This window comes from Arthrobacter sp. 01L42 (genome assembly GCF_056400005.1).
In genome coordinates this window covers 35,106-59,247 of the sequence record NZ_JBFTSL010000010.1, presented here as the reverse complement: position 1 = coordinate 59,247, position 24,142 = coordinate 35,106, and the positions used below count along the sequence as shown (strand labels likewise).

Annotated in this window: 14 protein-coding genes; 2 read left to right on the top strand and 12 right to left on the bottom strand. The window is 67.6% G+C overall.

Features of this window, described 5'->3' with window-relative positions; genetic code table 11:
- Positions 1 to 722: 722 nt before the first annotated feature.
- The 7 genes from AC1DN2_RS10670 to AC1DN2_RS10640 form a co-directional block, all read right to left on the bottom strand.
- Entirely contained in the window at positions 723 to 5,063 is a 4,341-nt protein-coding gene (locus AC1DN2_RS10670; RefSeq protein WP_476850308.1) for an AAA family ATPase, read from the bottom strand.
- 308 nt (positions 5,064 to 5,371) lie between these two features.
- Positions 5,372 to 6,961: a glutamine-hydrolyzing GMP synthase gene (gene guaA / locus AC1DN2_RS10665; protein WP_079550220.1), complete on the bottom strand. Its 1,590-nt coding sequence runs from the start codon at positions 6,959 to 6,961 to the stop codon at positions 5,372 to 5,374.
- A gap of 174 nt (positions 6,962 to 7,135) precedes the next feature.
- Entirely contained in the window at positions 7,136 to 7,645 is a 510-nt protein-coding gene (locus AC1DN2_RS10660; protein WP_028275738.1) for a DUF3817 domain-containing protein, read from the bottom strand.
- Entirely contained in the window at positions 7,642 to 8,574 is a 933-nt protein-coding gene (locus tag AC1DN2_RS10655; RefSeq protein ID WP_476850307.1) for an SURF1 family protein, read from the bottom strand. The genes AC1DN2_RS10660 and AC1DN2_RS10655 overlap by 4 nt, the downstream gene beginning before the upstream one ends.
- 169 nt (positions 8,575 to 8,743) lie before the next feature.
- Positions 8,744 to 9,232: a PTS sugar transporter subunit IIA gene (locus AC1DN2_RS10650; protein WP_028275739.1), complete on the bottom strand. Its 489-nt coding sequence runs from the start codon at positions 9,230 to 9,232 to the stop codon at positions 8,744 to 8,746.
- Positions 9,233 to 9,321: 89 nt separating this feature from the next.
- Positions 9,322 to 11,073, bottom strand: coding sequence for a glycerol-3-phosphate dehydrogenase/oxidase (locus AC1DN2_RS10645; RefSeq protein ID WP_476850306.1), 1,752 nt, complete (start codon positions 11,071 to 11,073; stop codon positions 9,322 to 9,324).
- A 92-nt stretch (positions 11,074 to 11,165) separates the two neighbouring features.
- Entirely contained in the window at positions 11,166 to 12,302 is a 1,137-nt protein-coding gene (locus AC1DN2_RS10640; protein ID WP_230007196.1) for a GuaB3 family IMP dehydrogenase-related protein, read from the bottom strand.
- A gap of 54 nt (positions 12,303 to 12,356) precedes the next feature.
- Between AC1DN2_RS10640 and AC1DN2_RS10635 the strand changes: the two genes are divergently transcribed.
- Positions 12,357 to 12,989, top strand: a complete 633-nt coding sequence (locus AC1DN2_RS10635; RefSeq protein WP_476850305.1) for a hypothetical protein — start codon at positions 12,357 to 12,359, stop codon at positions 12,987 to 12,989.
- Here the strand turns inward: AC1DN2_RS10635 and AC1DN2_RS10630 are convergent.
- The 3 genes from AC1DN2_RS10630 to AC1DN2_RS10620 form a co-directional block, all read right to left on the bottom strand.
- The gene (locus AC1DN2_RS10630) at positions 12,976 to 14,826 is read right to left on the bottom strand and encodes an ABC transporter ATP-binding protein (protein ID WP_476850304.1); all 1,851 of its coding nucleotides are present in this window, start codon (positions 14,824 to 14,826) and stop codon (positions 12,976 to 12,978) included. The two genes, AC1DN2_RS10635 and AC1DN2_RS10630, sit on opposite strands and share 14 nt — an antisense overlap.
- Positions 14,827 to 15,015: 189 nt before the next feature.
- A complete protein-coding gene (gene guaB, locus AC1DN2_RS10625) occupies positions 15,016 to 16,527 on the bottom strand; it encodes an IMP dehydrogenase (RefSeq protein ID WP_018773740.1) in 1,512 nt (503 codons plus the stop codon).
- A gap of 270 nt (positions 16,528 to 16,797) precedes the next feature.
- Entirely contained in the window at positions 16,798 to 18,882 is a 2,085-nt protein-coding gene (locus tag AC1DN2_RS10620) for an acyltransferase family protein (protein ID WP_476850303.1), read from the bottom strand.
- A 215-nt stretch (positions 18,883 to 19,097) separates the two neighbouring features.
- Between AC1DN2_RS10620 and AC1DN2_RS10615 the strand changes: the two genes are divergently transcribed.
- Complete coding sequence (locus AC1DN2_RS10615; RefSeq protein ID WP_476850302.1) at positions 19,098 to 20,030, top strand: DUF389 domain-containing protein; 933 nt, start codon at positions 19,098 to 19,100, stop codon at positions 20,028 to 20,030.
- A gap of 138 nt (positions 20,031 to 20,168) precedes the next feature.
- Here the strand turns inward: AC1DN2_RS10615 and AC1DN2_RS10610 are convergent, their stop codons facing one another.
- Both AC1DN2_RS10610 and groL read right to left on the bottom strand, forming a co-directional pair.
- Positions 20,169 to 22,250, bottom strand: a complete 2,082-nt coding sequence (locus AC1DN2_RS10610; protein WP_476850301.1) for an acyltransferase family protein — start codon at positions 22,248 to 22,250, stop codon at positions 20,169 to 20,171.
- Positions 22,251 to 22,519: 269 nt separating this feature from the next.
- On the bottom strand, positions 22,520 to 24,130 hold the full coding sequence (gene groL, locus AC1DN2_RS10605) for a chaperonin GroEL (protein ID WP_476850300.1): 1,611 nt from the start codon (positions 24,128 to 24,130) through the stop codon (positions 22,520 to 22,522).
- Positions 24,131 to 24,142: the final 12 nt, after the last annotated feature.

Here is a 24,142-nt window from a genome sequence, read left to right as displayed (position 1 = left end):
CTGTGCCGTCTTCCACGCCTTTGTTCAGGCCTTTCCGCGCCGCAATGCCTGAAGCTGGCCCCGGCCGCTGGTCCCGTACCGGTATCCGTCCAACGAGCCTTCCTGCCGCCACGTTTTCCGCCGCAGGCCTTCCGTTCCGGAGCCGGATCGGTCCCGTGAAACCCCGCCGGCGTCCGCCCCGCGGCCGTCCGTCGTGGCGCCGCCTGCGCGGCTGGCTGAACCGGAACCGGCGGCTTATCGCGGCCCTCCTGTTCTGCATCCCCGCCGGACTGACAGTTCAGCAACTGGCTCCAACGCCCACTGACACTGTCGCAGCCTTCGCCGCCGCGGCCGATCTGCCCGCTGGAAAGTCCCTGGAACCCGGCGATCTCAGTAGGATCAGCGTGCCACCCGGCCTTATTCCTGCGGGCAGCCCCGGCAGCCGGCGAAAGCCAAATCCTGGCCGAAGCCGTACCAGTGCTCTGGACGTCGACGCAGGGCGGCAAAGCCGGCTCCTGGCCCGCCACTGCGGAGACTGACGGGCTGGTGGTGGTGGCAGCGACGGCCGACCAGGCCCGTAGGCTGGCGGGCGCGTCTACCCAGGGCAAATTGTTTTTCGTGCTTGTGGCGTCACCGCCGGGCTAGCCGTCCAGCCAGCAGGGCGTTTCCGCCGGGCCAGTGGCCCGGGCCGTAGGCTCCGACGCGGGCCGCGCCCGCAGGCTCTGGGCTGCGGGCGCGGCCCGTCAGCCCCAGTGCGGCGGCTTCTGTTCCTGGAGCCAGGCGTCGTGATCGTAATTATCAGGCTGGTCACCCCAGCGCCGGGGGTCGTCTTCCGCCGCTTTGTTCGGCAGCACACCCTCCGGAACGGTGGCCTGTGCCTCCGAACGGCGGGATGTCTCCTTCGCTGGCTCCTGGTCCGGCCCGTCGCCGGTCGATTCCCCGGTCGATTCGCCGGCCTTCGACCCTGCGGTGTCGGCCGCGGCCCCCGTCGACTCACCGGGCTTCGGCCCCGCGGTGTCGGCCGAGGCGCCCGCCGCGCCGGCTTCGCGGGCTTCGCGGGCGCCGGTGGCGCCGGCGTCGTTCGTGTTGCCGGTGTCGTTCGTGTTGCCGGTCTTGCCGGTCTTGCCGGTCTTGCCGATGTTGCTAGTGATGCCGTCCGCACTCATGCCGCCGGCCTCCTTACTGCCTGTATTGCCTGTCATTGCTGATGCTGGTGCCTGCCGGCGGAATTCTTGGCCGGCAGTTTCGTGGCCGCGGAACACCTGTCCCGAGGGTTCGGCCGCCACGTGGTACTCGGCGGCCCGCGCCTCGTCGATCGCCAGGTGTTCGATGCCGTCGTCGAAGAACCCGTGCGATGTCCGCAGCCGGCTGGACACGGCGGGCTTCTCCAACCCGAGGTAGCCGCCAATCCGGTCGGCGCAGGCCGAGGGGTCGGTGAAGACCTCTATGGTCCATAGGGGCATGTACCGCCAGCCAAGCCGCTCCAGGAGCTGCGGCCTGAGCCTGCTCCGTTCGCGGACGCTCATCCGCCGGTAGTGGCTGGTGCCATCCGACTCGATCGCCACCGGACGGGGAATCTCCGCATCGTCCTGGCCGATCGTGGTCATCGGATCGGCGGCCGCCACCATGTTCAGGACGCCGTCGTACTGGTGCCACACCCGTGCCCCGCGGGCCCGGAGCCGGTCACCCAGGTCGGCCACGAGCGGATCGGCGCCGAGCGCCTGCTCGCTGGCCGCAGCCCGGGAGGCGGGGCTGCCAAGATCCGTGTTGCCCGCGATCTCACGGTCCAGGAGCTCGTAGAAGTCCACGGCGCCGTGGCTGAGGCGGCTGACATCAAGGTCTTCGGGCCGGAAGCAGCTGAGCACGTGCAGGGACCGGCGGGCACGCGTCATCGCCAGGGCGAATTTTGCTCGGCCACCTTCGGCGGAAAGCGGCCCGAGGCTGTGGAGGGTGCGCCCATGCGGGGTGCGGCCATAGCCCGGGGAAAAAATGACGTGGTCGCGGACAAGGCCCTGGGCCCGTTCCAGATCCACTACGCGGAAGGACTCATCCCCCGCAGTGAAGAAGCTGCCCAGCATGGGGTAGTTGGGCAGTTGCGCCCTGATGGCCTCGCCGATCCGGGCGGCATGGCGAAGGCTGCCGGTCACCACGGCCAGCGACGTCCGGGGGCGGAGCCGGGCGTGCTCGAAGACCAGCTCCACCGCGCGGTTGACCTCGGCAACAACCGATTCGACGCCGTCGTGGTCAGCGCTGGGCAGCCCCGTGCCGTCGGGGAGGTACTCCACGCTGAGGGTACGGTCCAGCCCTGTGGCAGATTGGCCCTCCGGGAGGCGGGTGAGTTCCCCGCCGTAAAAACTCTTGCTGAGCTGGCGCACCAGGTCTTCATCGACCGCACGGTACACGGTCCTCAGGTTCCAGACCGGAAGCACGGCAGAGAGTGCCCGGTACGAGCTCTCAACGCTTTGGTAGGAGCTCTCCCCCGCGGCGAGCCGTTCGACGCCCACGGTAAAGGTCCGGGGGCTGGCGATCTGTTCGTCGCCGAAGGCGATGACCTGCCGGGACCGGGCGATCGCCGGGAGGACGGCCTGCAACGAGGTCGTCTCGGCGTCGAGGATCACGACGGCATCGAAGGTCTGCTCGATCGGCAGCAGACCCGTCATGAGGTAGGGGCTGACGGACCACACCGGTACCAGTGTGGGCAGCAGCTCCTGCGCCTGGCCGCTCAAGGCGGCCAGGGTCACCCGGCCGTCCTTCAGCAGGCTGCGCAACAGCTCGGCCTGGCGGGGGTACGCCGAGATGGCAGTGCGCCAGCGCTCGGACAGGTTCCAGCGCAGCCGGGCAGCGCCGCTGGCGATATGGGCGTTGTCCGCCAGTCGGTACTCCGCCTCAAGCTGGCGCAGGGCGTCGCCGTCGGACATGGCGAGGTAGTCATCGCCGCTGATCATGGCCTCCAGGGCCGACTGCCACCAGGCCAGCTCAAGTTCGGCGGTCACCGACCCCTCCGGGACCTCGCGCTCGGCAAGGTCGGCGAGAAGCTCGCCCAGGCCGTGCTCTCGCATGCTTTCGACGAGCAGCGTGCGCTCCGGAAGGGTTTCAAGGGTCGCGGTGTCGGCGACGAGCCGCCGCACCCGGGGCAGGAGTTCGTCGTAGGGTGCGCGGTCCAAGTCGCCGCCGGCAGCGGTGTGCTTGACAGCCAGGCCCAGTTCAGCCAGTTCCGCTGCGAGCTCCCGGTAAAGGCCGCTGATTTCAGCCAGCCCGGACGGCACGGCCGGGTGCCGCTGCGTGGTCGCGTAGCCGGACCAGGCGGCGCGCTGTTCCTGCACGAGGACCAGGGAGCTGTGCAGGTCCGCGATGTGCACGCCGGGCCGGACGTACTCCTTGGCCACCCTGCGCAGGCGTGAGCGCTGCATGGACGGCATTTCGATCCCGCGTTCCCTGCGCCAGGCGGAGGACGCGGTGGCCGAGATCAGGTCGTGGACGGGCCGGTCAAAGATGTCGGGAGTGAACTTGTCCAGACTTTCGCGGACGGCCACGAGAAGTTCGATCTGCTCGCCCCATTCGGCGAAGGTCCGGCCGAGCCGGATCTCTGCGTGTTCCGCCACGGCATCCATGCGCCCGCGCAGCAACGGGAGTTTTTCCGAAACGGACTGGGCAACGCCCTGCGCTTCCTGCGTCTCCTTGCGGGTCAGCAGGCGCGCGCCGTGCCAGGGGCTGGTGGTCGACGCGCGGCTGAAGCTGCCGAGCTCGGCGGCGCGGCGGAGCCGGCCTGCGAGCTCCTCCCGGTCCCGGATATTGTCCAGCACGCTGCGCTTGAGCCGGACGGTCGTCGCCGGTGCCGGCTGGATGGAGGTCAGCTCTGCAAGGGACTGCATGGCCTCATACGGCGAGCAACCCCAGCGCGCCCGGACGTTGTGCAGGGAGGCTACGTGGTCCATGAGGGCGTGGCGGTGCCCGGTCAGGGTGGCGTGAAGGTTGCTCAGTTGCGGCTGCAGCGACTTCTCGTTGCGGACAATCGCCCGGACCAGCTGGCCCTTCAGCTGCAGCGGGCTGGCGCTGCCCGTCAGCTGCAAGAGGACCGAATCCAGGCCAAGGCCATCCAGCTGCCCGGAGATCTCGGCGAGGCTGGCCCGCCTGTCACCAACCACCAGGACGGACTTGCCCTCGTCCACCAGGGCGCCGATGGTGTTGATGACTGTCTGGGTCTGGCCCGTGCCCGGCGGGCTGCTGACCACCAGCGAGTCGCCCGCCCGGACGGCGTCGACCACATACTGCTGGTCCGTGTCGGCGTCGAGCAGCAGAAGCTCGTCCGCGGGGTCACGGTCGTCCGTGCTGGGGAAGCGGCCGGGTTCCAGAGCAGGCACGTCGACCAGTTCGCCGGAACCGGACCGAGCCAGCGCGGTGACCAGGGGGTTGTTCTGGTTGATCCACGGATCATCGAGGTTGCCGGAGAGGTCGGCGAACGTGGAGACGAGCAGGTTGTGTTCGACCTCCGCGCCGTGAATCGGCTGGACCAGGGTGCCCAGGCGGTCCAGAACGGGCTGCGGGTCGTAACGGGCCGTGCTGTACGCCATCCTCGTCACCGCGTTGACGTCGAAAACGATCCCGTGGACGGTCTTGAGGTGCCGGACCAGCGCCGGGTTGATCTGCGCCTGTTCGGTGAGCTGCAACTCATAGTCGTCCTCCCCAGGGCGCACCGTGAGGGATATGGCGGTGAGCATGACCGGGGCCGAGATCCGTTGCGGCTTACCGCCGACGGCGGACGTCCAGACGACCGTGCCGGCGGAGAAATACCCCGCGTCGATGCCGCGGTCATTGGCGAGTTCGAAAATCTTGGAGCGCAGGTTGCGCGATGCCCGGGCCGCGACAACGAATTGCTGGCGGTCGCGGATCAGGGTCGAGAGCCGGGTACGCCGCCCTGCCATCAGCTGGGCGAGCCCCGAGGGATGGGCATGAGTCAGGTCAATTGAGCCTTCGGGCGTCTTGGTGAAGCGCAGCATGGTATCTGCACCGGTGACGGGCTTGAGCCCCGACAGCCATTTCCTGAACTCCTCGGAGCCCTCGGGGTGGCCTTGACCAACTGACACTTCTGCCTTCTTTTCTGTGCTCGACTTCTCTGTGCCGGACCGCGGCGGGCTCGACTCTGGCGGGTTCGTCGTATCAACGCTCGTCTGTGTTGCGTCCGCGCTTTCCCTGGCCGCATCTTGTGTGCTCGCGGTTGCCAGGCTCGCGCGGGACGCCTTGGACCATACCGGCATGCTTTCGAGGGTAGCCCGAATCCCCCGCAGGTGCGGGGCCGCAACACTGGGCGGTGCGAAATTCAGGCTGAATTGTCAGAAACATTGTCAGGAACAAAATGAAATGGCCGGCCTCGAAAGGCCGGCCACTCAGATTGCTATTCCCACTCGATGGTTCCCGGCGGCTTGCTGGTCACATCCAGCACCACGCGGTTGACGCCTTCCACCTCGTTGGTGATCCGGTTGGAAATCCGGGCCAGGAGATCGTAGGGCAGCCGCGACCAGTCGGCGGTCATGGCGTCCTCGGAGGACACGGGGCGCAGGACAATCGGGTGTCCGTAAGTGCGGCCGTCGCCCTGGACGCCCACGCTGCGGACGTCCGCCAGCAGCACCACGGGCATCTGCCACACTTCGTCATCCAGTCCGGCCGCGGTCAGCTCGGCGCGGGCGATCGCGTCGGCCTTGCGGAGCAGGTCCAGGCGTTCCTTGGTGACATCGCCAACAATCCGGATGCCGAGGCCCGGGCCGGGGAACGGCTGGCGTCCGACGATTTCCTGCGGCAGGCCGAGCTGGGCACCGACCGCGCGGACCTCGTCCTTGAACAGGGCGCGCAGTGGTTCAACCAGTTCAAACTGCAGGTCCTCGGGGAGCCCGCCCACGTTGTGGTGGCTCTTGATGTTGGCCGCACCCTCGCCGCCGCCGGATTCGACGACGTCGGGGTACAGGGTGCCCTGGACGAGGAACTTGATCTTTTCCCCGTGCGCCGCTGCCTCGGCGATGATCGCCAGTTCGGCTTCCTCGAAGGCGCGGATGAATTCGCGGCCGATGATCTTGCGTTTGGTCTCGGGATCGCTGACGCCGGCTAGGGCGCTCAGGAAGCGCTCCTGCTCGTTGGCGACGTAGAGCTTGACGCCGGTGGCGGCCACGAAGTCGCGTTCGACCTGTTCGGCTTCGCCCTCGCGCAACAGCCCGTGGTCCACGAAGACGCAGGTCAGCTGGTCGCCGACGGCGCGCTGTACCAGGGCGGCGGCCACAGCCGAGTCGACGCCGCCGGAGAGGCCGCAGATGACCCTGGCGTCGCCGATCTGGTCACGGATCCGCTGGACCTGCTCTTCCAGAATGTTGCCGGTGGTCCAGTTCGGTTCCAGCCCGGCGCCCTTGAAGAGGAAGTTTTCCAGGACCTGCTGGCCGTAGGCCGAGTGCTTGACCTCGGGGTGCCACTGGACGCCGTAGAGGCGCTTGTCCTCATTGGCGAAGGCCGCGACGTCGGCGCCCGCCGTCGTCGCCAGGACCTCAAAGCCCTCGGGGGCTTCGTGGACGGAGTCGCCGTGGCTCATCCAGGTGCTCTGGTGCTGGGGCATGCCGGCCAGGATGGAGCGGCCCTCGCCGAGGGTGGTGGTCTCGGTGGCGCCGTATTCGCGCAGGCCCGTCTGGGCCACCTTGCCGCCGAGGGCGTTGGCCATGGCCTGGAAGCCGTAGCAGATGCCGAAGACCGGGACGCCGGCCTCGAAGAGGTCGGCACCGACGCTGGGGGCGCCGTCGGCGTAGACGCTCGAGGGCCCTCCCGAGAGGATGATCGCGGCGGGATTCTTGGCCAGCAGCTGCTCGGTGCTGTACGTATGCGGAACCACTTCCGAATACACATTCGCTTCCCGGACGCGGCGGGCAATCAGCTGCGCGTACTGGGCACCGTAGTCAACAACCAGAACCGGCCTGTGGGACGTCTGGGATGCAGTGGGAGTAGTCACCCCACTAGCCTACTTTGCGCCGCTGCCCGCCCGCACATTGAGAAGCCGGTGCGGGCCCGAATCGCGGGCCGAGGTAAGCGAACTCACATGCCCGCCGGCGGCCGCCGGCGTCGAGTCGCTGACCCGGAAGGACTGATCAGGACGGATCAGGAAGGGCGCCGGGCCAGGAGGGGTTCAGTACCGCTGGGGCGCCTGCGGGTTTGCTGCGAGTTCGGCCTCGACCTCGGCGTGGAACTTCTTCTCGACGAAGAAGGACAGGAACGGCACGACGCCACCGAGGGCCATAACCACCAGCTTGGTGAACGGCCAGCGCATGAGCGACCACAGCCGGAAGTTGGAAATCAGGTACACGACGTACATCCAGCCGTGCACGATCAGGACCGTGATGGAGAGGTTGACGCCCCCGATCACCCCTGGCGGCTCGGCGTCTGCGAATCCGAGGCCGAACGGCTGGCCGGTGACGGCGTTGGTGCCGCCGGCGAAGAGGTACTGACCGAAGCCGTACCGGGCGATCAGTTCGGCGCAGAGCAGCAGCAGCATCGTGCCCGTCAGGTAGGCGAGCACCTTGTAGAACTTCAGGGCGGACCGGATTTGGGCCTCGGTGCCGCCGAAGCGGCGCTTCTTCCCGGCTTTCCCCGTGCCGTTGGTGGACTGCGGCTGGATGGCGGGCTGGGGCTCGATCATGATTGCACTCTCGGGTCTGTGGGTTGGGGGGCTGTGGGATGGGATTCGGCGGGCGCTTGGGCCGCGTTATGGTGGGCCGCGTTGTGGTGGGCCGCCTGGTGGTGGGCCGCGTGGCGGTCGGTTGGGGGCTCTTCGCCGGCCGTTTCCTCGTCGAGCGCGTCTTCGAGGTCGCGGCGGTAGTCGTCCTTGACGAGCCGCCACCAGATGAACAACGCGAAACCAGCGAAGACCACCCATTCCACGGAATAAAAGAGGTTGAGCCAGTTGACCTGCTGCGCGGGCGGCTGCGGGCCGATCCGGAGGGGTTTGACGTCGCCGCCTGCGGCCGCGGCCCCGACGTCGGTGCCGCCGGCCAGTTCGGTGGTCGCTGCGACAAAGCCCGGGTAGCTGCTGACGTTCCAGTCGTTGATGAGTTCGGCAACCGAGACGGCGCTGGCGCGGCCGGGTCCGGGATCCGTCCGCGGCAGCGGGGACTCGGACGGCAACAGCCGCCCGGTCAGTTCGATGGTGCCCGACGGCGGCGCCACGGCGTCCGCGGGATCCGCCACCCATCCGCGTGCGACCGGAATCCAGGTCTGCGGTGTGGCCCCGCCGCCTTTCAGGGCCGGGGCATCCTTGACGGCGAAGGCCGACACGATCCAGTAGCCCTTCGCCCCGTCATTGAGCCGGCCGGGGACGAGGACCTGCTTCTGGGGGTCGTAGCTGCCGGTGGCGGAGACCATCTGGTCAGCCACGGATCCGGGGAAGAACCCACCCGGCTGCAGGACCGAGGTCAGCTGCCGCGTTTGCTCCGTTGTGGTGGAGACCGGGGCTTCGGCCTGCGTTGAACGGCCGAACTGCCACTGGCTGAGCAGCACAAAGACCCCGGAAATGGCGATCGCGAACACGAGTCCTGCGATCCAGCGGGGTTTGAGGGCAGTTTTCAGCACCCCTTAAAGGTACTTCGTCCCTGTGTAGAACAGCGAAACGGGCCATCGAGAGTGGGGCAGCCGGGTCCCTACGTGGCGACGGAGTCGACACGAAAGGGCCTGCCCCTAGAGTGGGGCAGCCGGGTCCCTACGTGGCGACGGAGTCGACACGATAGGGCCTGCCCCAATCTTAGTGGTCGAAGAACACCAGGCTGGAATTGATCAGTTCGGCGATCACTTCGGCGTCGTAGGCGCGGCGGAGCGATTCGCGGAAGGACTCTTTCGACAGTGAGCGTGCCAGCGTCGCGAGCACTTCGAGGTGATCGGAAAAGGAGCTCGCCGGGGTGGCGATGAGCAGAATCACCGTGGCCGGGCCGTCGGCCGCGCCGAAGTCCAGCGCCCTGCCGTACTTCGTGATGCCGACCGCGATGGATGTCTGTGACACGAGCTCGCTGCGGGCGTGCGGCAGGCCGACACCGCCGGGCAGGCCGGTTGCGAGCTGGTGCTCCCGGGCATTGACCTGCTTGAGGAAGCCCTCGAGATCGGAGATTCGTCCGGCAGCATGCATGCGTTCAGCGAGCTGGGCAGTGGCGTCGAGCTTGTCCGTGGCATCCATTTCGAGGATCACCATCTCGGGTGTGGTGAGCTCGGCGTCGTACCGGTCCAGTGGTTCCGCCAAGAGATGTCCCTTCGAAGTGGCGTCAGTGACGCCGGCCGGCAGTCCAATGACTAGCGTTGCAATCCTGCACTGCCGGCCGGCGCTGAGTCTTAGCGCAGGGGCACGATGTCCTCCACGCCCAGCCGTGCGGCGTCGGCGGATTCGTCGTCCGGCTGCTGTTGGCTCAGGCGCTCGGCATCAACCCGGGCCAGATAGTGCTTGATTTCGCCCTCGCGCTGCGCATCACTCCAGCCGAGAACGTCTCCCATTAGTTTAGCGACTACCGGAGCGGCGGACACACCGCGGTCCCACGCCTCAATCGAAATCCGGGTGCGGCGGGTCAGGACGTCCTGGACGTGCCGGGCGCCCTCGTGCGTGGCCGCGTAGACGGCTTCGGCGGCCAGGTAGTCGTCAGCGCCCGGCAACGGCTCGGCCAGTTCCGGGCTGTCGGCGATGAGCGCCAGGACCTCCGGCGTCATGGCACCGTAGCGGTTGAGAAGGTGTTCGATCCGGGCAACGTGGACGCCGGTCTCCTCCGCCATCCGGTTCCGCTGGTTCCACGCGGCCTTGAAACCGCTCGCCCCCAGCAACGGGACGGATTCCGTGCAGCTGGCCGGGACACGCTCGTCCATGCTGCGCGTCGCCTCGTCGACGGCGTCCTTGGCCATGACCCGGTAGGTGGTCCATTTACCGCCCGCCACCACCACGAGACCCGGCACGGGGTGGGCCACCACGTGTTCGCGGGAGAGCTTCGCGGTGGAATCGCTTTCGCCGGCCAGCAGCGGCCGCAGCCCCGCGTAGACGCCCTCGACGTCCTCGCGGGTCAGCGGGCGCTTGAGGACCTTGTTGACGTGCTCGAGCAGGTAGTCGATGTCCTTGCTGGAGGCCGCGGGGTGGGCCTTGTCGAGGTGCCAGTCGGTGTCAGTGGTCCCGATGATCCAGTGCCTGCCCCAGGGGATCACGAAGAGCACGGATTTCTCGGTCCGCAGGATCAGCCCCACCGTGGACTGGATCCGGTCGCGGGGCACCACGAGGTGGATGCCCTTGGACGCCCGCACCTTGAGCTGCCCGCGGTCTGTCACCATGGCCTGGGTCTCGTCCGTCCAGACCCCGGTGGCGTTGATGACCTGCTTGGCGCGGATTTTGAAGCTGGAGCCGTCCTCGTGATTGACCACCTTGGCGCCGACCACGCGCTCGCCCTCGCGCACGAAGTCCACAACCGACATCTGGTTGACCGCGTGGGCGCCGTAGTGCGCCGCGGTCCGCACGAGGTTGGCGACGTACTTGGCGTCGTCGACCTGGCCGTCGTAGTAGCGGATGGATCCGACGAAGGCGTCGTCCTTGAGGCTGGGGGCGGCCCGCAGGGTCCCTCGCCGGGACAGGTGCTTGTGGAAGGGGACGCCGCGGCTGTGCCCGCCGGTGATGGACATCGCGTCGTACAGGGCGATTCCGGCGCCGACATAGGGCCGCTCCAGGAACGGTTTGTGGAGCGGGTACAGGAACGGGACCGGCCGGGCCAGGTGCGGCGCCAGGACGGAGAGAATGAGGCCGCGCTCATGCAGTGCCTCTTTGACCAGGCCGAAGTCGAGCATTTCGAGGTACCGGAGGCCACCGTGGATGAGCTTCGAGGACCGCGACGACGTCCCCGCAGCCCAGTCGTTCGCCTCGACGATGCCGACACTGAGCCCGCGGGTCACGGCGTCGAGGGCGGCGCCGGCACCCACGATGCCTCCGCCCACGATCAGGATGTCGAGCTCTTTGCCGGGGGCGGTGCTGCCCCTGAGCACAGTGATTGAAGCCTCGCGAGCCGTTGGCCCGAGGGCACCTCCGGCCTCGGCAGAACCGCCGGGAAAACTGTTCATGTCACGCCTCCATCCGGATCAAACCTCGTAGGGCACCAGACTACGTCCAAGTTTCCCGGATGGGCAGGGCCCTCAACGGCCCGCGCGCGGTTTCAGTTGCCGGCGTACGGCGAGACGACGACGTCGACGCGCTGGAATTCCTTCAGGTCCGAGTAGCCGGTGGTAGCCATTGAACGGCGCAGCGCGCCGACGAGGTTGGAGGTGCCGTTGGTGTGGTGGCCGGGCCCGAACAGAACCTCTTCGAGCGGCCCGACCGTTCCCACGTTGACCCTGTCGCCGCGGGGCAGTTCGAGGTGGTGGGCTTCCTGGCCCCAGTGCCAGCCCTTGCCGGGGGCTTCGTCGGCGCGGGCCAGGGCGCTGCCCAGCATCACGGCGTCGGCGCCCATGGCGATGGCTTTGACGATGTCGCCGGAGGAGCCCATGCCGCCGTCGGCGATCACATGGACGTAGCGTCCGCCGGACTCGTCCATGTAGTCCCGGCGGGCCGCCGCGACGTCGGAGATCGCGGAGGCCATGGGCGAGTGGATGCCCAGGGCGCGCCGGGTGGTGGTGGTGGCTCCGCCGCCGAAGCCGACCAGCACGCCGGCGGCGCCGGTGCGCATCAGGTGCAGGGCCGGGGTGTAGCCGGCCGCCCCGCCGACGATCACGGGGACGTCGAGTTCGTAGATGAACTGCTTGAGGTTCAGCGGCTCGTGGTCCTTGGAGACGTGCTCGGCCGAGACAGTGGTCCCGCGGATGACGAAGATGTCGACGCCGGCGGCCACCACGGTCTTGTAGTGTTCCTGCGTGCGCTGCGGGGTCAGGGAGCCGGCCACCGTGACGCCGGCGGCGCGGATCTCGGCGAGGCGGGAGGTGATCAGCTCAGGCTGGATCGGCGCCTGGTAGAGCTCCTGCATGCGCCGGGTGACGGCCGGGCTGTTGGTCTCGTCAGCGAGGCCCGCGATTTCGTCCAGTACGGACTGCGGGTTCTCGTACCGGGTCCACAGGCCTTCGAGGTCGAGCACACCGAGTCCGCCGAGGCGGCCCAGGGCGATGACGGTCTCCGGCGACATGGCCGAATCCATCGGCGCCGCGATGACCGGCATGTCGAACTTGTAGGCATCGATCTGCCAGGAGACGGAGACGTCCTTGGGGTCACGGGTGCGCCGGTTGGGGACGATCGCAATGTCATCCAGGGAGTAGGCACGACGCCCACGCTTGCCACGGCCAATCTCAATCTCGTAAGTCACTGCTCTAGGTTATCCCAGCGGACGCGGGGCGCCGCTTCGGCGTACTGTGGCGTCATGCTTTGGCGTAACGGACAGCGTTGGATCTTCGACGGACACATTGCCGGACTCGGCACGGGATCGGGCCTGCGCACGGTGGTGGGCCTGTGGACGCAGTCCCCGTTCGGGTCCTTCACCGACGCGATGGTCCAGCTGCCCTCCGGCCACCGGATCCTGCTGGCACCGAGCGTCGAGGCCGCCGGCTTCATCAGCGCGGTCTATAACTTCGACGAGACCTGCATCGTGCCCCTGGCATCAGAGCATGGGGCGGGGCAGCTCGCCGTCGACGCCGGGCCGCTGCGGATCCGCGCCCGGCTCGGGTCCCGCACCCGGCTGGGCGCAGTGGCGCGGCTGGTCCCCCGGGCTCTGGCGGTGCATCCGCGCTGGCTGCGTGCAGTCAACCCCATTGCGGGCAGAATCATCCCCGGCGTGCGCACTGCGGGCACGGCCAAGGGCGGCCGGCGGGAATACTACGGGGTCACCGATCTGCACCGCATCGACTCCGCGACCGTCAGCTGGGACGGCGCCGACGCCGGCCCGCTCACCGCCATCCGCCCCGCCGTCAGCTTCGGCTTCAGCAGCGTCCCGCCCGAACCCAGCCTGGCCCGGGTGCGGACGACCATCGAGGGCGCTCCGCTTACTCGCCGCTGACGTTCTCGGTGTCCGGGACGGTGAGCTGGGACTCGAACATCCGGAAGTACCGGCCGCGGCGCGCCACAAGTTCCCTGTGGGTGCCTTGTTCCACGATGCGGCCTTCCTCGAGCATGTAGACCACATCGGCCTTCTCGATCGTGGCCAGGCGGTGGCTGATGGCGATGATGGTGCTGCTGCGGTCAGCGAAGAGCCGCGTGAAGATCCGGTGTTCCGCCAGCGCGTCGATGGCCGACGTCGGCTCGTCCATCACCATGAACGATGCGCCGCGGTAGAAGTTCCGGGCCATCGCCAGCCGCTGCCACTGCCCGCCGGAAAGGCCGGAGCCCTTCCGCCCGCGCGGGTCCTCCATCCAGTTGCTGACGTGGTTGTCCAGGCCGTTGGGCAGTTTGTTGATGAATTCGAGGGCCTCGGCATCCGCGGCGGAGCGCCGGACCCGTCCGTCGTCGCGGGGCGAATCGACGTCGCCCAAGAAGATGTTTTCCGCCGCGGTGGCGAATTCATACTTCAGGAACTCCTGGCTGAGCACCGCCAGGTGCCGGTGCCAGGAGGTGACGTCGACGGCGGCGAGGTCCACGCCGTCGAGCAGCACCTGCCCGGAGTCGGGACGGTACAGCCCGGCCAGGATACGGATCAGGGTGGACTTGCCGGCGCCGTTCTCCCCCACGATCGCGATGTGCTGGCCCTGCCTGATGGTCATCGAAATGCCGCGGATCACCTCCAGTTCGCTGCCGGTGTAGGTGAAGCGGATGTCCCGCAGTTCCACCGTCTTCGGCGCCTGCAGCAGCGGCGGCGCGTGGCCGGACGGCACGGGCAGGGCCATGAAGAGCTCGTAGTCCGTGAGGTTCGCCAGGTCCTCGTCGATTGAGCTCAGTGAGGAGACGAGGCTGTTGGCGGTCGAGAGGGCGCGGCTGACAATCTGCTGGACATAGAGGAACTGCCCCACCGGCTGGGCCCGGGCGATGATCTGGCCCACCACCCAGATCAGCGAGACCACCTCGGCGCCGTACTGCAGGGCATCGGCCGCGAGCTGTTTGGGGATGTAGCGCTTCTGGAAGTCCAGCCGGCGCTTTTCATCGGCGTCCCGCAGGCGGGAGCGCAGGCCCATCAGGTAGCCGACAATCCCGTAAAGCCGCATCTCGGCGATGTGCTGCGGCCGCAGGAGGTTGGTTTCGATCATCCTGCGCTGCCGGCGCGAATCGACCTGGGTGTTCCAGTGCGCGATCTGTTCGCGGGAGAGCTTGAACTGCAGGTAGACGCTGGGGACGATCGCAACCAGGACGATCACGGCGATCCACCAGCTGACCAGCAGCAGCGCGCCGATCGCCAGCAGCACGGAGACGAGCTGGGTGAAAATCGCGGCGATCCGGTCCAGGACGCGGGCGTAGGAGTCGGAGAAACGCTTCGCCCGGTCGTACAGGTCCACGGTTTCTTTGTCGTCGTAGCGCCAGAAGTCCAGGGTCAGGAAGCGCTCGTACATCAGGTCACCGACGATCGCGCCGACCCGGAAACTCATGAGCTGCTGGATGTAGCGGTCCACGCTGCTGAACGATCCCCAGAAGAGCCCGAGTGCCGCGGTGATGATGACGTACACGACGGCCTGCGCGCCGGCGTCGGCGTCGCCCGCGTAGGCGGCGGCCAGCGCCGTGGTGGTCAGGGCGGCGAAGTACGTCGTGACCAGCGGCAGCAGTGCCGAGATCAGCGAGCCCAGGACCTTCATGACGACGGCGGCTGGCGAGGCCCGGAAGCTCACCCGCAGCACTTGTGCCACGGCGCGGGCGTAGGGCTTGAGCGCGAGCTTGCGTTTGGGCGCGCGTGCCGGCAGGAGTTCGGACATGCCTCCAGCCTAGGACACTCCCCCTGCCCAACTAGCTCGCAGCAGGGGGCGTTATGAGCCGCCAAAACGGCCCCTGCTGCGAGCTAGTTGGGTGGGGTCATGCCGCCGGGATTCGGGGCGCCCTTAAACCGGGTGAGCCCGCCGAAACTGTGGTTTCGGCGGGCTCACCCGGTTTAAGGGCGGCGGGTCTTAGCGTGACCCGTAGTTCGGGGCTTCGACCGTCATCTGGATGTCGTGCGGGTGCGACTCCTTGAGCCCGGCCGCGGTGATGCGGACGAACTTGCCGCGCGCCTTCAGCTCCGCCACGGTCGGTGCGCCGGTGTAGAACATGGTCTGGCGGAGCCCGCCGACCAGCTGGTACGCCACCGACGACAGCGGACCGCGGTACGCGACCCGGCCCTCGATGCCTTCCGGGATGAGCTTGTCATCGCCGGAGACGTCGGCCTGGAAGTAGCGGTCCTTGGAGTACGAGGTGTTCTTGCCGCGGGTCTGCATGGCGCCGAGGGACCCCATGCCGCGGTAGCTCTTGAACTGCTTGCCGTTGACGAAAATCAGGTCGCCCGGGGATTCGTCGCAACCGGCCAGGAGGGAACCGAGCATCACGGTGTCGGCGCCGGCGACGAGCGCCTTGCCGATGTCACCGGAGTACTGCAGGCCGCCGTCGGCGATCAGCGGCACGCCGGCCGGGATGGCGGCCTTCGCCGACTCGTAAATGGCCGTGATCTGCGGGACGCCGACGCCGGCCACCACACGGGTGGTGCAGATGGACCCGGGACCGACGCCGACCTTGATGCCGTCGGCACCGGCGTCGATCAGGGCCTGGGCGCCTTCGCGGGTGGCGGCCTGGCCGCCGATGATGTCCACGTGCGCGGCAACGGGATCGGACTTGAGCCGGCGGATCATTTCCAGCACACCCTGGGAGTGGCCGTTCGCGGTGTCCACGAAGAGGGCATCCACACCGGCGTCGATCAGCGCCATGGCGCGTTCCCAGCCGTCGCCGAAGAAGCCGATCGCCGCGCCGACGCGCAGGCGGCCTTCGTCGTCCTTGGTGGCGAGCGGGTACTGCTCGGCCTTGGTGAAGTCCTTCGTGGTGATCAGGCCCTTGAGCCGGCCCTGCTCGTCAACGAGCGGGAGCTTCTCTATCTTGTTCGTGGCCAGCTTGTGCGAGGCTTCCTCGCGGCTGATGCCGACGTGTCCGGTCACGAGCGGCATCTTGGTCATGACATCGCTGACCAGCCGCAGCGGGAAATCGGATTCGGGCACGAAGCGGGTGTCGCGGTTCGTGACGATGCCCAGCAGCCTGTTGCCCTCGTCCACGACCGGCAGGCCGGAAACGCGGTAGCGTGCGCAGATTTCGTCCAGCTCGGCCAGCGTGGCCTCGGGGCCGATGGTCAGGGGGTTGGTGATCATGCCGGATTCGCTGCGCTTGACCCGGTCCACCTGGTCGGCCTGGTCGGCGATGGAGAGGTTGCGGTGCACGACGCCGAGACCGCCCTGGCGGGCCATGGCGATGGCCATCCGTGACTCCGTGACGGTGTCCATCGCGGCGGAGAGCAGCGGGGTCTGGACCGTGATGCGCTTGGAGATCCGGGACGACGTGTCCGCTTCCGAGGGGATCACGTCGGTGTGGCCGGGCAGGAGCAGGACGTCGTCGTACGTCAGGCCGATGAAGCCGAAGGGATCGTGTTCGGGCTGGGTCATGAGTGCGCCTCTTACCTTGGGTTACGGGTTCACGGGTAGGGGTTGCAACAGATGACCAGCCCGTCATTACGGGTCTGGCCTGTGCAGAAGGTCATGCAGAAGGTTCGTGCAGATGATTCGTGCAGAAGTCCTCAATAAATAGTAGAACCTTGGCGGCGATAGCCATATTCCGGGCGGTAATGTCCGGTTTCAATGTGAGCCGCCCCATGCCGGACGGCTCCCCCGGCTCCCCCGTCCGGCCGGGCCTGCTCCCGGCCGGTCGGCGTCGGACTACTTCCAGCCGGTGGCGGCGAGCAGCCGCCGTTCGAACATGGGGATCATGGTCTGGACGTACGTCTTGGTCAGGTGGTTGTCGTCCTTGTAGACGTACACGTTGCCGACCACCGCGGGGCATGTTCCGTTGGCGCAGATGAAATCGCTCATGTCCATGAGGTGCAGCCTGGGCACCTGGCCGCGGTACGCGTCCAGCGGCGAAGACCCCGCGAGCGATTCCTGCTCCGGCACATTGCACTCCGAGGCATCCGGGCCGTTCTTCTGGACGCACTCGGGCATATTGATGGTGAAGCGGGGGTTGTCGCGGATGCCCACCACGTCCATGCCGGCGTCGGTGAACGGCTTGATGCCCGCCAGGTACTCAGGCACTTCGGTCTCGAACGGCGCTTCCTTGTGAGTCAGGGACGCAACCGTGAAAACGGCGTCGGGGCGGTGGTCCAGGACGTACTGCGCGCCGGCCCGGTTGAAGGCGTTGCAGTCCGCGTCCCGCTCCGGGGACTCCCCGCCGAAGCGGCAGTTGCCCTTCAGAAGCGTGACAACTTCCCAGCCGTGGCTTTTCGCGATGGGGCCCAGCGCCGCCATGTACTGCTGGGCATGGGAGTCACCGAGCACCACGATCCGTTTGGTGACCTTGTCCGGCTTGTTGTTCTGCAGGCAGCCCTGAAGCAGGGGGTCGCTGGGGACGTTGGCGTCCGTGCACAGCCCGTCGATGTCCGCCCACTCGTTCTTCATCGCCGCCGGCGCGGGGATGATCTTGGCTTCCGGCGTGGGCTTGCCGGCGTTTTCCGGTGCCAGGGCGGCCGCGCCGGGGGTCAGTTCCTTGGGCTGGGACGCCGCCTCGGCTTCGTCGGCCAGGAGCTGGCTCTGCCACACGGCGACGGGACCCGCCAGCAGGGCACCACAGGCGGCAATCACGACGGCGGTGCGCCAGACGCGGCGCTTGGGCCAGTGCCATTCGCGCAGCGGCTTCTCGACGAAACGGGTGGTGAGCACGGCCAAAACGAGGGACGCGGCAACGATGCACAGCCCCTGGAACAGGTTGGGCGCCGTGATGCCCGCCCCGGCGAGGGCCAGGACCAGCAGCGGCCAGTGCCAGAGGTAGAGCGCATAGGAGTTATCCCCCAGCGCCACCAGGGGTTTCCAGCTCAGGAGACGGTCGACGCCGAAGCGGCTGCCGCTCTGACCGGCGGTGATGATCGCGGCGGCGGCCAGCGTGGGCCACAGCGCGATGAATCCGGGGAACGATCGGTCCACGGTCAGCAGGAGCCCGCAGGAGAGCATGGCCACGAGGCCGGCCCAGCCCAGGACGACGCGCAGGACCCTGCCCGGTTTCAGGTACGGCAGGGCGAGGGCCAGGAGCGAGCCGAGCGCGAACTCCCAGAGCCGGGCTCCGGTATCGAAGTAGGCGTGGGCCTGGTTCGTTGCGGTCTGCTGGATCGAGTAGGCCAGGGACACTGCGAAGATGGCGCCGAAGGCCGCGGCCAGCAGGGAGCGGTAACGCAGCAGGACGTGGTCCTGGCCGGTCCGGCGGCGGAGCAGGCGGGAAAGAAGTGCGGTGCCGGCAAAGACGAGCGGCCAGAGCACGAACACCTGGCCCTGGATCGAGAGTGACCAGAAGTGCTGGAGCGGGCTCGCGCCCGAATGGTCCTGGGCGTAGTAGTCCACGGCGCTGTCCGCCAGGAGCCAGTTCTGCCGGTACAGCAGGGAGGCCCAGGCCTGTTCAAGGACGTCGGGCCAGCGGCTTTGCGGCAGGATGGCCCAGGTGCCGGCGAGGACGCCGAGAACCACCACGACGACGGCGGGCAGCAGTCGCTTGAGCAGATGCAGCCAGTGGCTGAGCAGCCGCAGCGGCGCGCCGCTTTCGACTTTCCGCGTGAAGCTGAGTGTCATCAGGAAGGCTGAAATGAGGAGGAAGATGTCCACGCCGCCGGAGACCCGGCCCAGCCACACGTGGTACGTGACCACCATGAGGACCGCGAGGGCGCGAAGGCCCTGGACTTCGGGGCGGTAGCTTGTTTTTCGGGTCGCCGGAGAACCTGCATCCGCCCGTGGCGGGGTGACGGTGGTTCGCTCGTTCGACACAAAGATCCCTTCAGGCCGGTTTCCAAAACATCAATGTTACCGAAACGTAATTTTCTTTGCCAATCACACGGGCCCGGCGGTGTCCTTCACACGCCTGGCCGGCGGCGCACCCAGGGGGCGGCGGCGCCGTCGGCCGCGGGGCGGAAGCTAGGCTGGTAGGAGTCTGAGGAGGCCGCCACGTGATCGTGCAGGTGCGCATTTGTGTTCCGGGTGAATTGTCCGGAGTTGTTCTCGAAAGTTGTACGAACCACGTCGGCGTCTCGGAAGTGGCGCTCGCGAAGGCCTCTTCCGTCACGCCGCCCGGGGACGTCATCGAGGTTCTGCTGGCCCGGGAATCCGTGGAGGGGCTCGTGGAGAAGCTGCACGCCCTCGATGTCCAGCAACGGGGATCGATTACGGTCATCGCACCGGACCTTGTGCTCTCGGACCGCGCCGACAGGGCGGAGGCGGAGGCTCCAGGTGAGGGCGCGGACGCCGTGATCTGGGACGAGGTGTCCCGGCAGACCGGCGAGGATTCGCGCCTGACGTGGAGTTTCCTGGCGTTCCTGGTCCTGGCGACCCAGCTGGCGGCCATCGGCATCGTGACGGACTCCACCATTGCGATCGTCGGCGCCATGGCCGTGGGCCCGGAGTTCGGCCCGCTGGCTGCCCTGGCCGTAGCCCTGGTCCGGCGCCAGCGGCGGCTCGGACGTGACGCGGCCCTGGCCCTCGGCGTCGGTTTTCCCGTCGCGATGCTGGCCGCCGCGCTGACCGCGTGGCTCTCCGTGCCACTCGGGCTGTTCCCCGCGGACGCGCTGGACCACGGTTCAGCAGTTGAATTCATCTACCACCCCGGCCCTTATTCCCTGATCGTCGCCGTCCTCGCCGGGACAGCCGGGATGCTGTCGGTCATCAGCCGGCGCTCGGCGGCGCTGATCGGGGTATTCATCTCCGTCACGACGGTGCCGGCAGCCGGGTTCGTGGCCGTGGCACTGGTCCTGGGCGAGTACCAGAAGGCAGCCGGCTCCGCCCTGCAGCTGTTCCTGAACCTGCTCGGAATCGTGGTGGCCGCCGTCGGGGTCCTGCTGTTCTACCGGCTGGTGACCAGGCGGCTGGCACCGGACACCGCCCGCCAGCTGCGGCGCAGGGCGGATCGCTCCCAGCACTGACCCACGGACGCCGCAGGTGCCCACGGCGGCCGTTGGGCGCGTGGACCACGGCGGCAGGCCCGGGGACCGTGGAGCTTAGGGGCCCGGGGACCGTGGAGCTGCGGGGACTACGGCCGGCCGGCCCGGGGACCGTGGAGCTTAGGGGCCCCATCCGGTCGCGGCGAGGAGCCTCTGGCTGAACATGGGGGCCATGCTGGCCGCATAGCTCCGGCTGAGGTGGTTGTCATCCAGGTAGACGTAGGTGTTGCCGACCGCGCCCGGGCATTCCGTGCCATTGCAGATCAGGTCAGTCATGTCAACGAACGCGACGCCCGGCACCTTGCCATCCAGCGCGGCCAAGGGATTCGTTGCCGCAAGCATGCCCTGCTCGCGCGGCCTGCAGTCCGGCGCGCCGGCACCCTTGGTCGCTACGCACTCTGCCATGTTGAAGGTAAAACGCGGATTGTCCCGGAGGGCCACGACCTTGATGCCCTCGTCCGTCCAAGCCTTCGCGGTGGCTTCGAAGCCCGGGATCACGGTCTCCTGTGGCGACGACGGCGCTGCCTCAGTGCCCACGATGATGATGGCGTCCGGCGGGTTGTTCTTCACTTCGGATGCGACGGCCGCATTGAAATTGTCGCAATCCGCCGAGACGTGCTGCGGCGCGATGTTGGGCTTGCAGGCACCCTTGAGCATGGCGTAGAGCCGCCAGCCCTTCTCATCGCTGAGGGGAGCAATCGAGCCCAGCCATTGCTGTGCGTGGGAATCCCCGATCACGAGGACCTTTTTCGCTCCGGTGTCGGATTGATTGTTCTGGAAACAGTCCTTCTGAAGGACCGGGTCCTGCGGCTGCAGGTCACCGGAGCACGAGTTAGGGAGGCTGGCCCAGTCCTGCGGCAGCGTCTGCGGGGTGGGGAGCAGGACGGCGTTGGCGTCGGCCTGGTCCACAAAGCCCGGCGTCAGCGCCAGTGCGCCCGGGTTGTTCTTCGGGGCTTGGGCCAGGACTGCTTCGCTTTCGAGGTGCTGCTGGATCTGAATCCCCGCCAGCGGCACGGCGGCGGTGACCACGGCCACGGCGATGGCAACGAGGGCGCGGCGCCGCCGCATCTCCGGCCACTGCCACTCACGCCAGGGCTTCTCAATGAAGCGGGTGGTGAGGTAGGCGAGCACCAGGGAAACAGTGACGATGACGGCGCCTGTGATCAGACCCGCTTTTTCCCTGTGCATCACGGCAAGGGAGATGACCAGAACCGGCCAGTGCCACAGGTACAGGGCATACGAAATGTCGCCCAGCCGGACCAAGGGCTTCGAACTCAGGATCCGGTCGACGCCCAGCTTGCTGCCCGACTGCCCGGCTGCGATGACACAGGCGGCCGCCAGGGTGGGCCAGAGCGCCACAAACCCGGGAAAGGAAGCCTGGACGTTGAGCAGGAGGCCGCAGCTGAGCATGGCCACAATGCCCAGCCAGCCAAGCCCGATCCGCCAGCCCCGCGGAAGCCGCAGGGCAGGAAGGGCCAAAGCCACGAGCGTGCCCAGGGCAAACTCCCACAGCCGGGCCCAGGTGTCGAAGTACGCCTCCGTTTGGCTCGCCTGGGTGAAGACGATCGAGTAGAGCAGCGAAACAACGAAGATCACGGCGAAGACGTAGGACAGCAGCACACGGTAGCGGAGCCTGAAGCGCTTGGCGACGAACGCGGCCCCCACAAAAATGAGCGGCCACAGGATAAAGACCTGGCCCTGGATCGAAAGGGACCAGAAATGCTGGAAGGGACTGGCCTGGCTGTGATCCGCGGCGTAGTAGTTTGTCGCCTGGGTCTGCAGGAGCCAGTTCTCGGCATAGCCCAGGGAGGCCCAGCCCTGGTTGATGATTTCCATCCACCGGGTCCGGGGCAGGAAGAGGACAGTTGCGGCAAGGATGGCCACCAGGACGGTGACGGCGGCAGGGACGAGGCGCCGGAAAAGGTGCAGCCAGTGTTTGATGAGGGCCATGGACCGGCCCTGCTCGTACCGGCCCACGAATTGCAGCGTCATAAGGAAGGCCGAGATCAGCAGGAAGACGTCCACGCCGCCGGAAACCCGGCCCAGCCAGATGTGATAGCTCATGACCATCAGCACAGCGAGGGACCGGAGTCCCTGGATTTCGGGCCTGAAGGTGGATTTTCGGCCGGACTTGGCTGCGGGATCGTGCCCCGTCGCGGCAATGTGCCGGGCAGGCCGGGGCAAGGTTCCTTGCTGTGTCATAGAACTACCCCTCAACCAGATAACCAAAGCCTCCATGTTACCAAAACGTAATTTTGATGGCCAATCGTCACGGCGGCCACTGAACCCCATTGAGGCATGCCAACGTGGGAGTTTCCAGTGAACCCGGGACGCTGGAGCGGCACCTGACGGGTTAACTCTGCCAGAATCACGGCAACTTGCGGCCACGAACACGGCAGGACGGCAGCAGAGACTCGACAGAAAAAGGGACGGCCCGGCAGATGCCGGACCGTCCCCCCTGCGGGCAGAGCCTAGTGCTTGTGCCCTGCGTGCTCGTCTTCGTCAGCCGGCTTCTCCACCACGAGGGTTTCCGTGGTGAGGACCAGTGCCGCGATGGAGGCCGCGTTGCGCAGAGCCGCACGCGTCACCTTCACGGGGTCGATCACGCCGGCGGCGATCAGGTCTTCGTATTCGCCGGACTTGGCGTTGAAGCCCTGGTTCACGGCGGATTCGGCGACCTTGGCAGCCACGACATAGCCGTCGAAGCCGGCGTTCTGGGCGATCCAGCGCAGCGGCTGGACCAGGGCGCGGCGGACGATGCCGACGGCCGCGGCCGCGTCACCTTCGAGGGCCTGGACGGCAGCGTCCTCGTCGAGCGCCTTCAGCGCGTGGATGAGGGCGGAGCCGCCGCCGGCCACGATGCCTTCTTCGAGGGCAGCGCGGGTGGAGGACACGGCGTCCTCGATGCGGTGCTTCTTTTCCTTCAGCTCAACCTCGGTGGCGGCGCCGACCTTGATCACGCCGATGCCGCCGGCCAGCTTGGCCAGGCGTTCCTGCAGCTTTTCCTTGTCCCAGTCCGAATCGGTGCGGGTCAGCTCGGCGCGCAACTGGGCAACACGGGCGGCGACGTCCTCGGCCGAACCGGCGCCGTCGACGATCGTGGTGTTGTCCTTGGTGACCGTGATGCGGCGTGCGGTGCCGAGCACCTCGAGGCCAACGGTGTCCAGGCTCAGGCCCAGCTCCGCGGAGACAACCTGCGCACCGGTGAGGGTCGCGATGTCCTGGAGCATGGCCTTGCGGCGGTCACCGAAGCCCGGCGCCTTGACGGCGACGACGTTCAGCGTGCCGCGGATGCGGTTGACGATCAGCGTGGACAGGGCCTCGCCCTCGACGTCTTCGGCGATGATGAAGAGCGGCTTGGAGCTCTGCAGCGCCTTTTCCAGCAGCGGCAGGAAATCCTGCACCGAGGAGATCTTGCCCTGGTTGATCAGGATCAGGGCGTCCTCGAGGACGGCCTCCTGGCGTTCCGCGTCAGTGACGAAGTACGGGGACAGGTAGCCCTTGTCGAACTGCATGCCCTCGGTCAGGACCAGCTCGGTCTGCGTGGTGGAGGACTCCTCGATGGTGATCACACCATCCTTGCCGACCTTGCCGAACGCCTCGGCCAGCAGCTCGCCGACCTCGTCGCTCTGGGCGGAGATTGCGGCAACGTTGGCAACCTGCGTGCCTTCAACCGGGCGCGCGTTCTCCAGCAGGCGGGCGGCGACGGCCTCGACCGAAACCTCGATGCCGCGCTTGATTTCGCCCGGTGCGGCGCCTGCCGCTACGTTGCGCAGGCCTTCCTTGACCAGGGCCTGGGCCAGGACGGTGGCGGTGGTGGTGCCGTCGCCGGCAACGTCGTTGGTCTTGGTGGCGACCTCCTTGGCAAGCTGCGCGCCAAGGTTCTCGTAGGGGTCATCCAGCTCGATTTCACGGGCGATGGTCACACCATCGTTGGTGATCGTGGGGGCGCCCCACTTCTTGTCCAGTACGACGTTGCGGCCGCGCGGGCCCAGTGTGACCTTGACGGTGTTGGCGAGCTTATCGATGCCGGCTTCAAGCGACCGGCGGGCAGCGTCGTTAAACGCAAGCTGCTTTGCCATGGTTTTGTCCTT

Excerpts from the sequence above, each read along its gene's own strand:
- AC1DN2_RS10630 (WP_476850304.1), bottom strand. The coding sequence starts at position 14,826 with ATGTCCGAACTCCTGCCGGCACGCGCGCCCAAACGCAAGCTCGCGCTC.
- AC1DN2_RS10635 (WP_476850305.1), top strand. The coding sequence starts at position 12,357 with ATGCTTTGGCGTAACGGACAGCGTTGGATCTTCGACGGACACATTGCC.
- groL (WP_476850300.1), bottom strand. The coding sequence starts at position 24,130 with ATGGCAAAGCAGCTTGCGTTTAACGACGCTGCCCGCCGGTCGCTTGAA.
- AC1DN2_RS10660 (WP_028275738.1), bottom strand. The coding sequence starts at position 7,645 with ATGATCGAGCCCCAGCCCGCCATCCAGCCGCAGTCCACCAACGGCACG.
- AC1DN2_RS10645 (WP_476850306.1), bottom strand. The coding sequence starts at position 11,073 with ATGAACAGTTTTCCCGGCGGTTCTGCCGAGGCCGGAGGTGCCCTCGGG.
- guaB (WP_018773740.1), bottom strand. The coding sequence starts at position 16,527 with ATGACCCAGCCCGAACACGATCCCTTCGGCTTCATCGGCCTGACGTAC.
- AC1DN2_RS10610 (WP_476850301.1), bottom strand. The coding sequence starts at position 22,250 with ATGACACAGCAAGGAACCTTGCCCCGGCCTGCCCGGCACATTGCCGCG.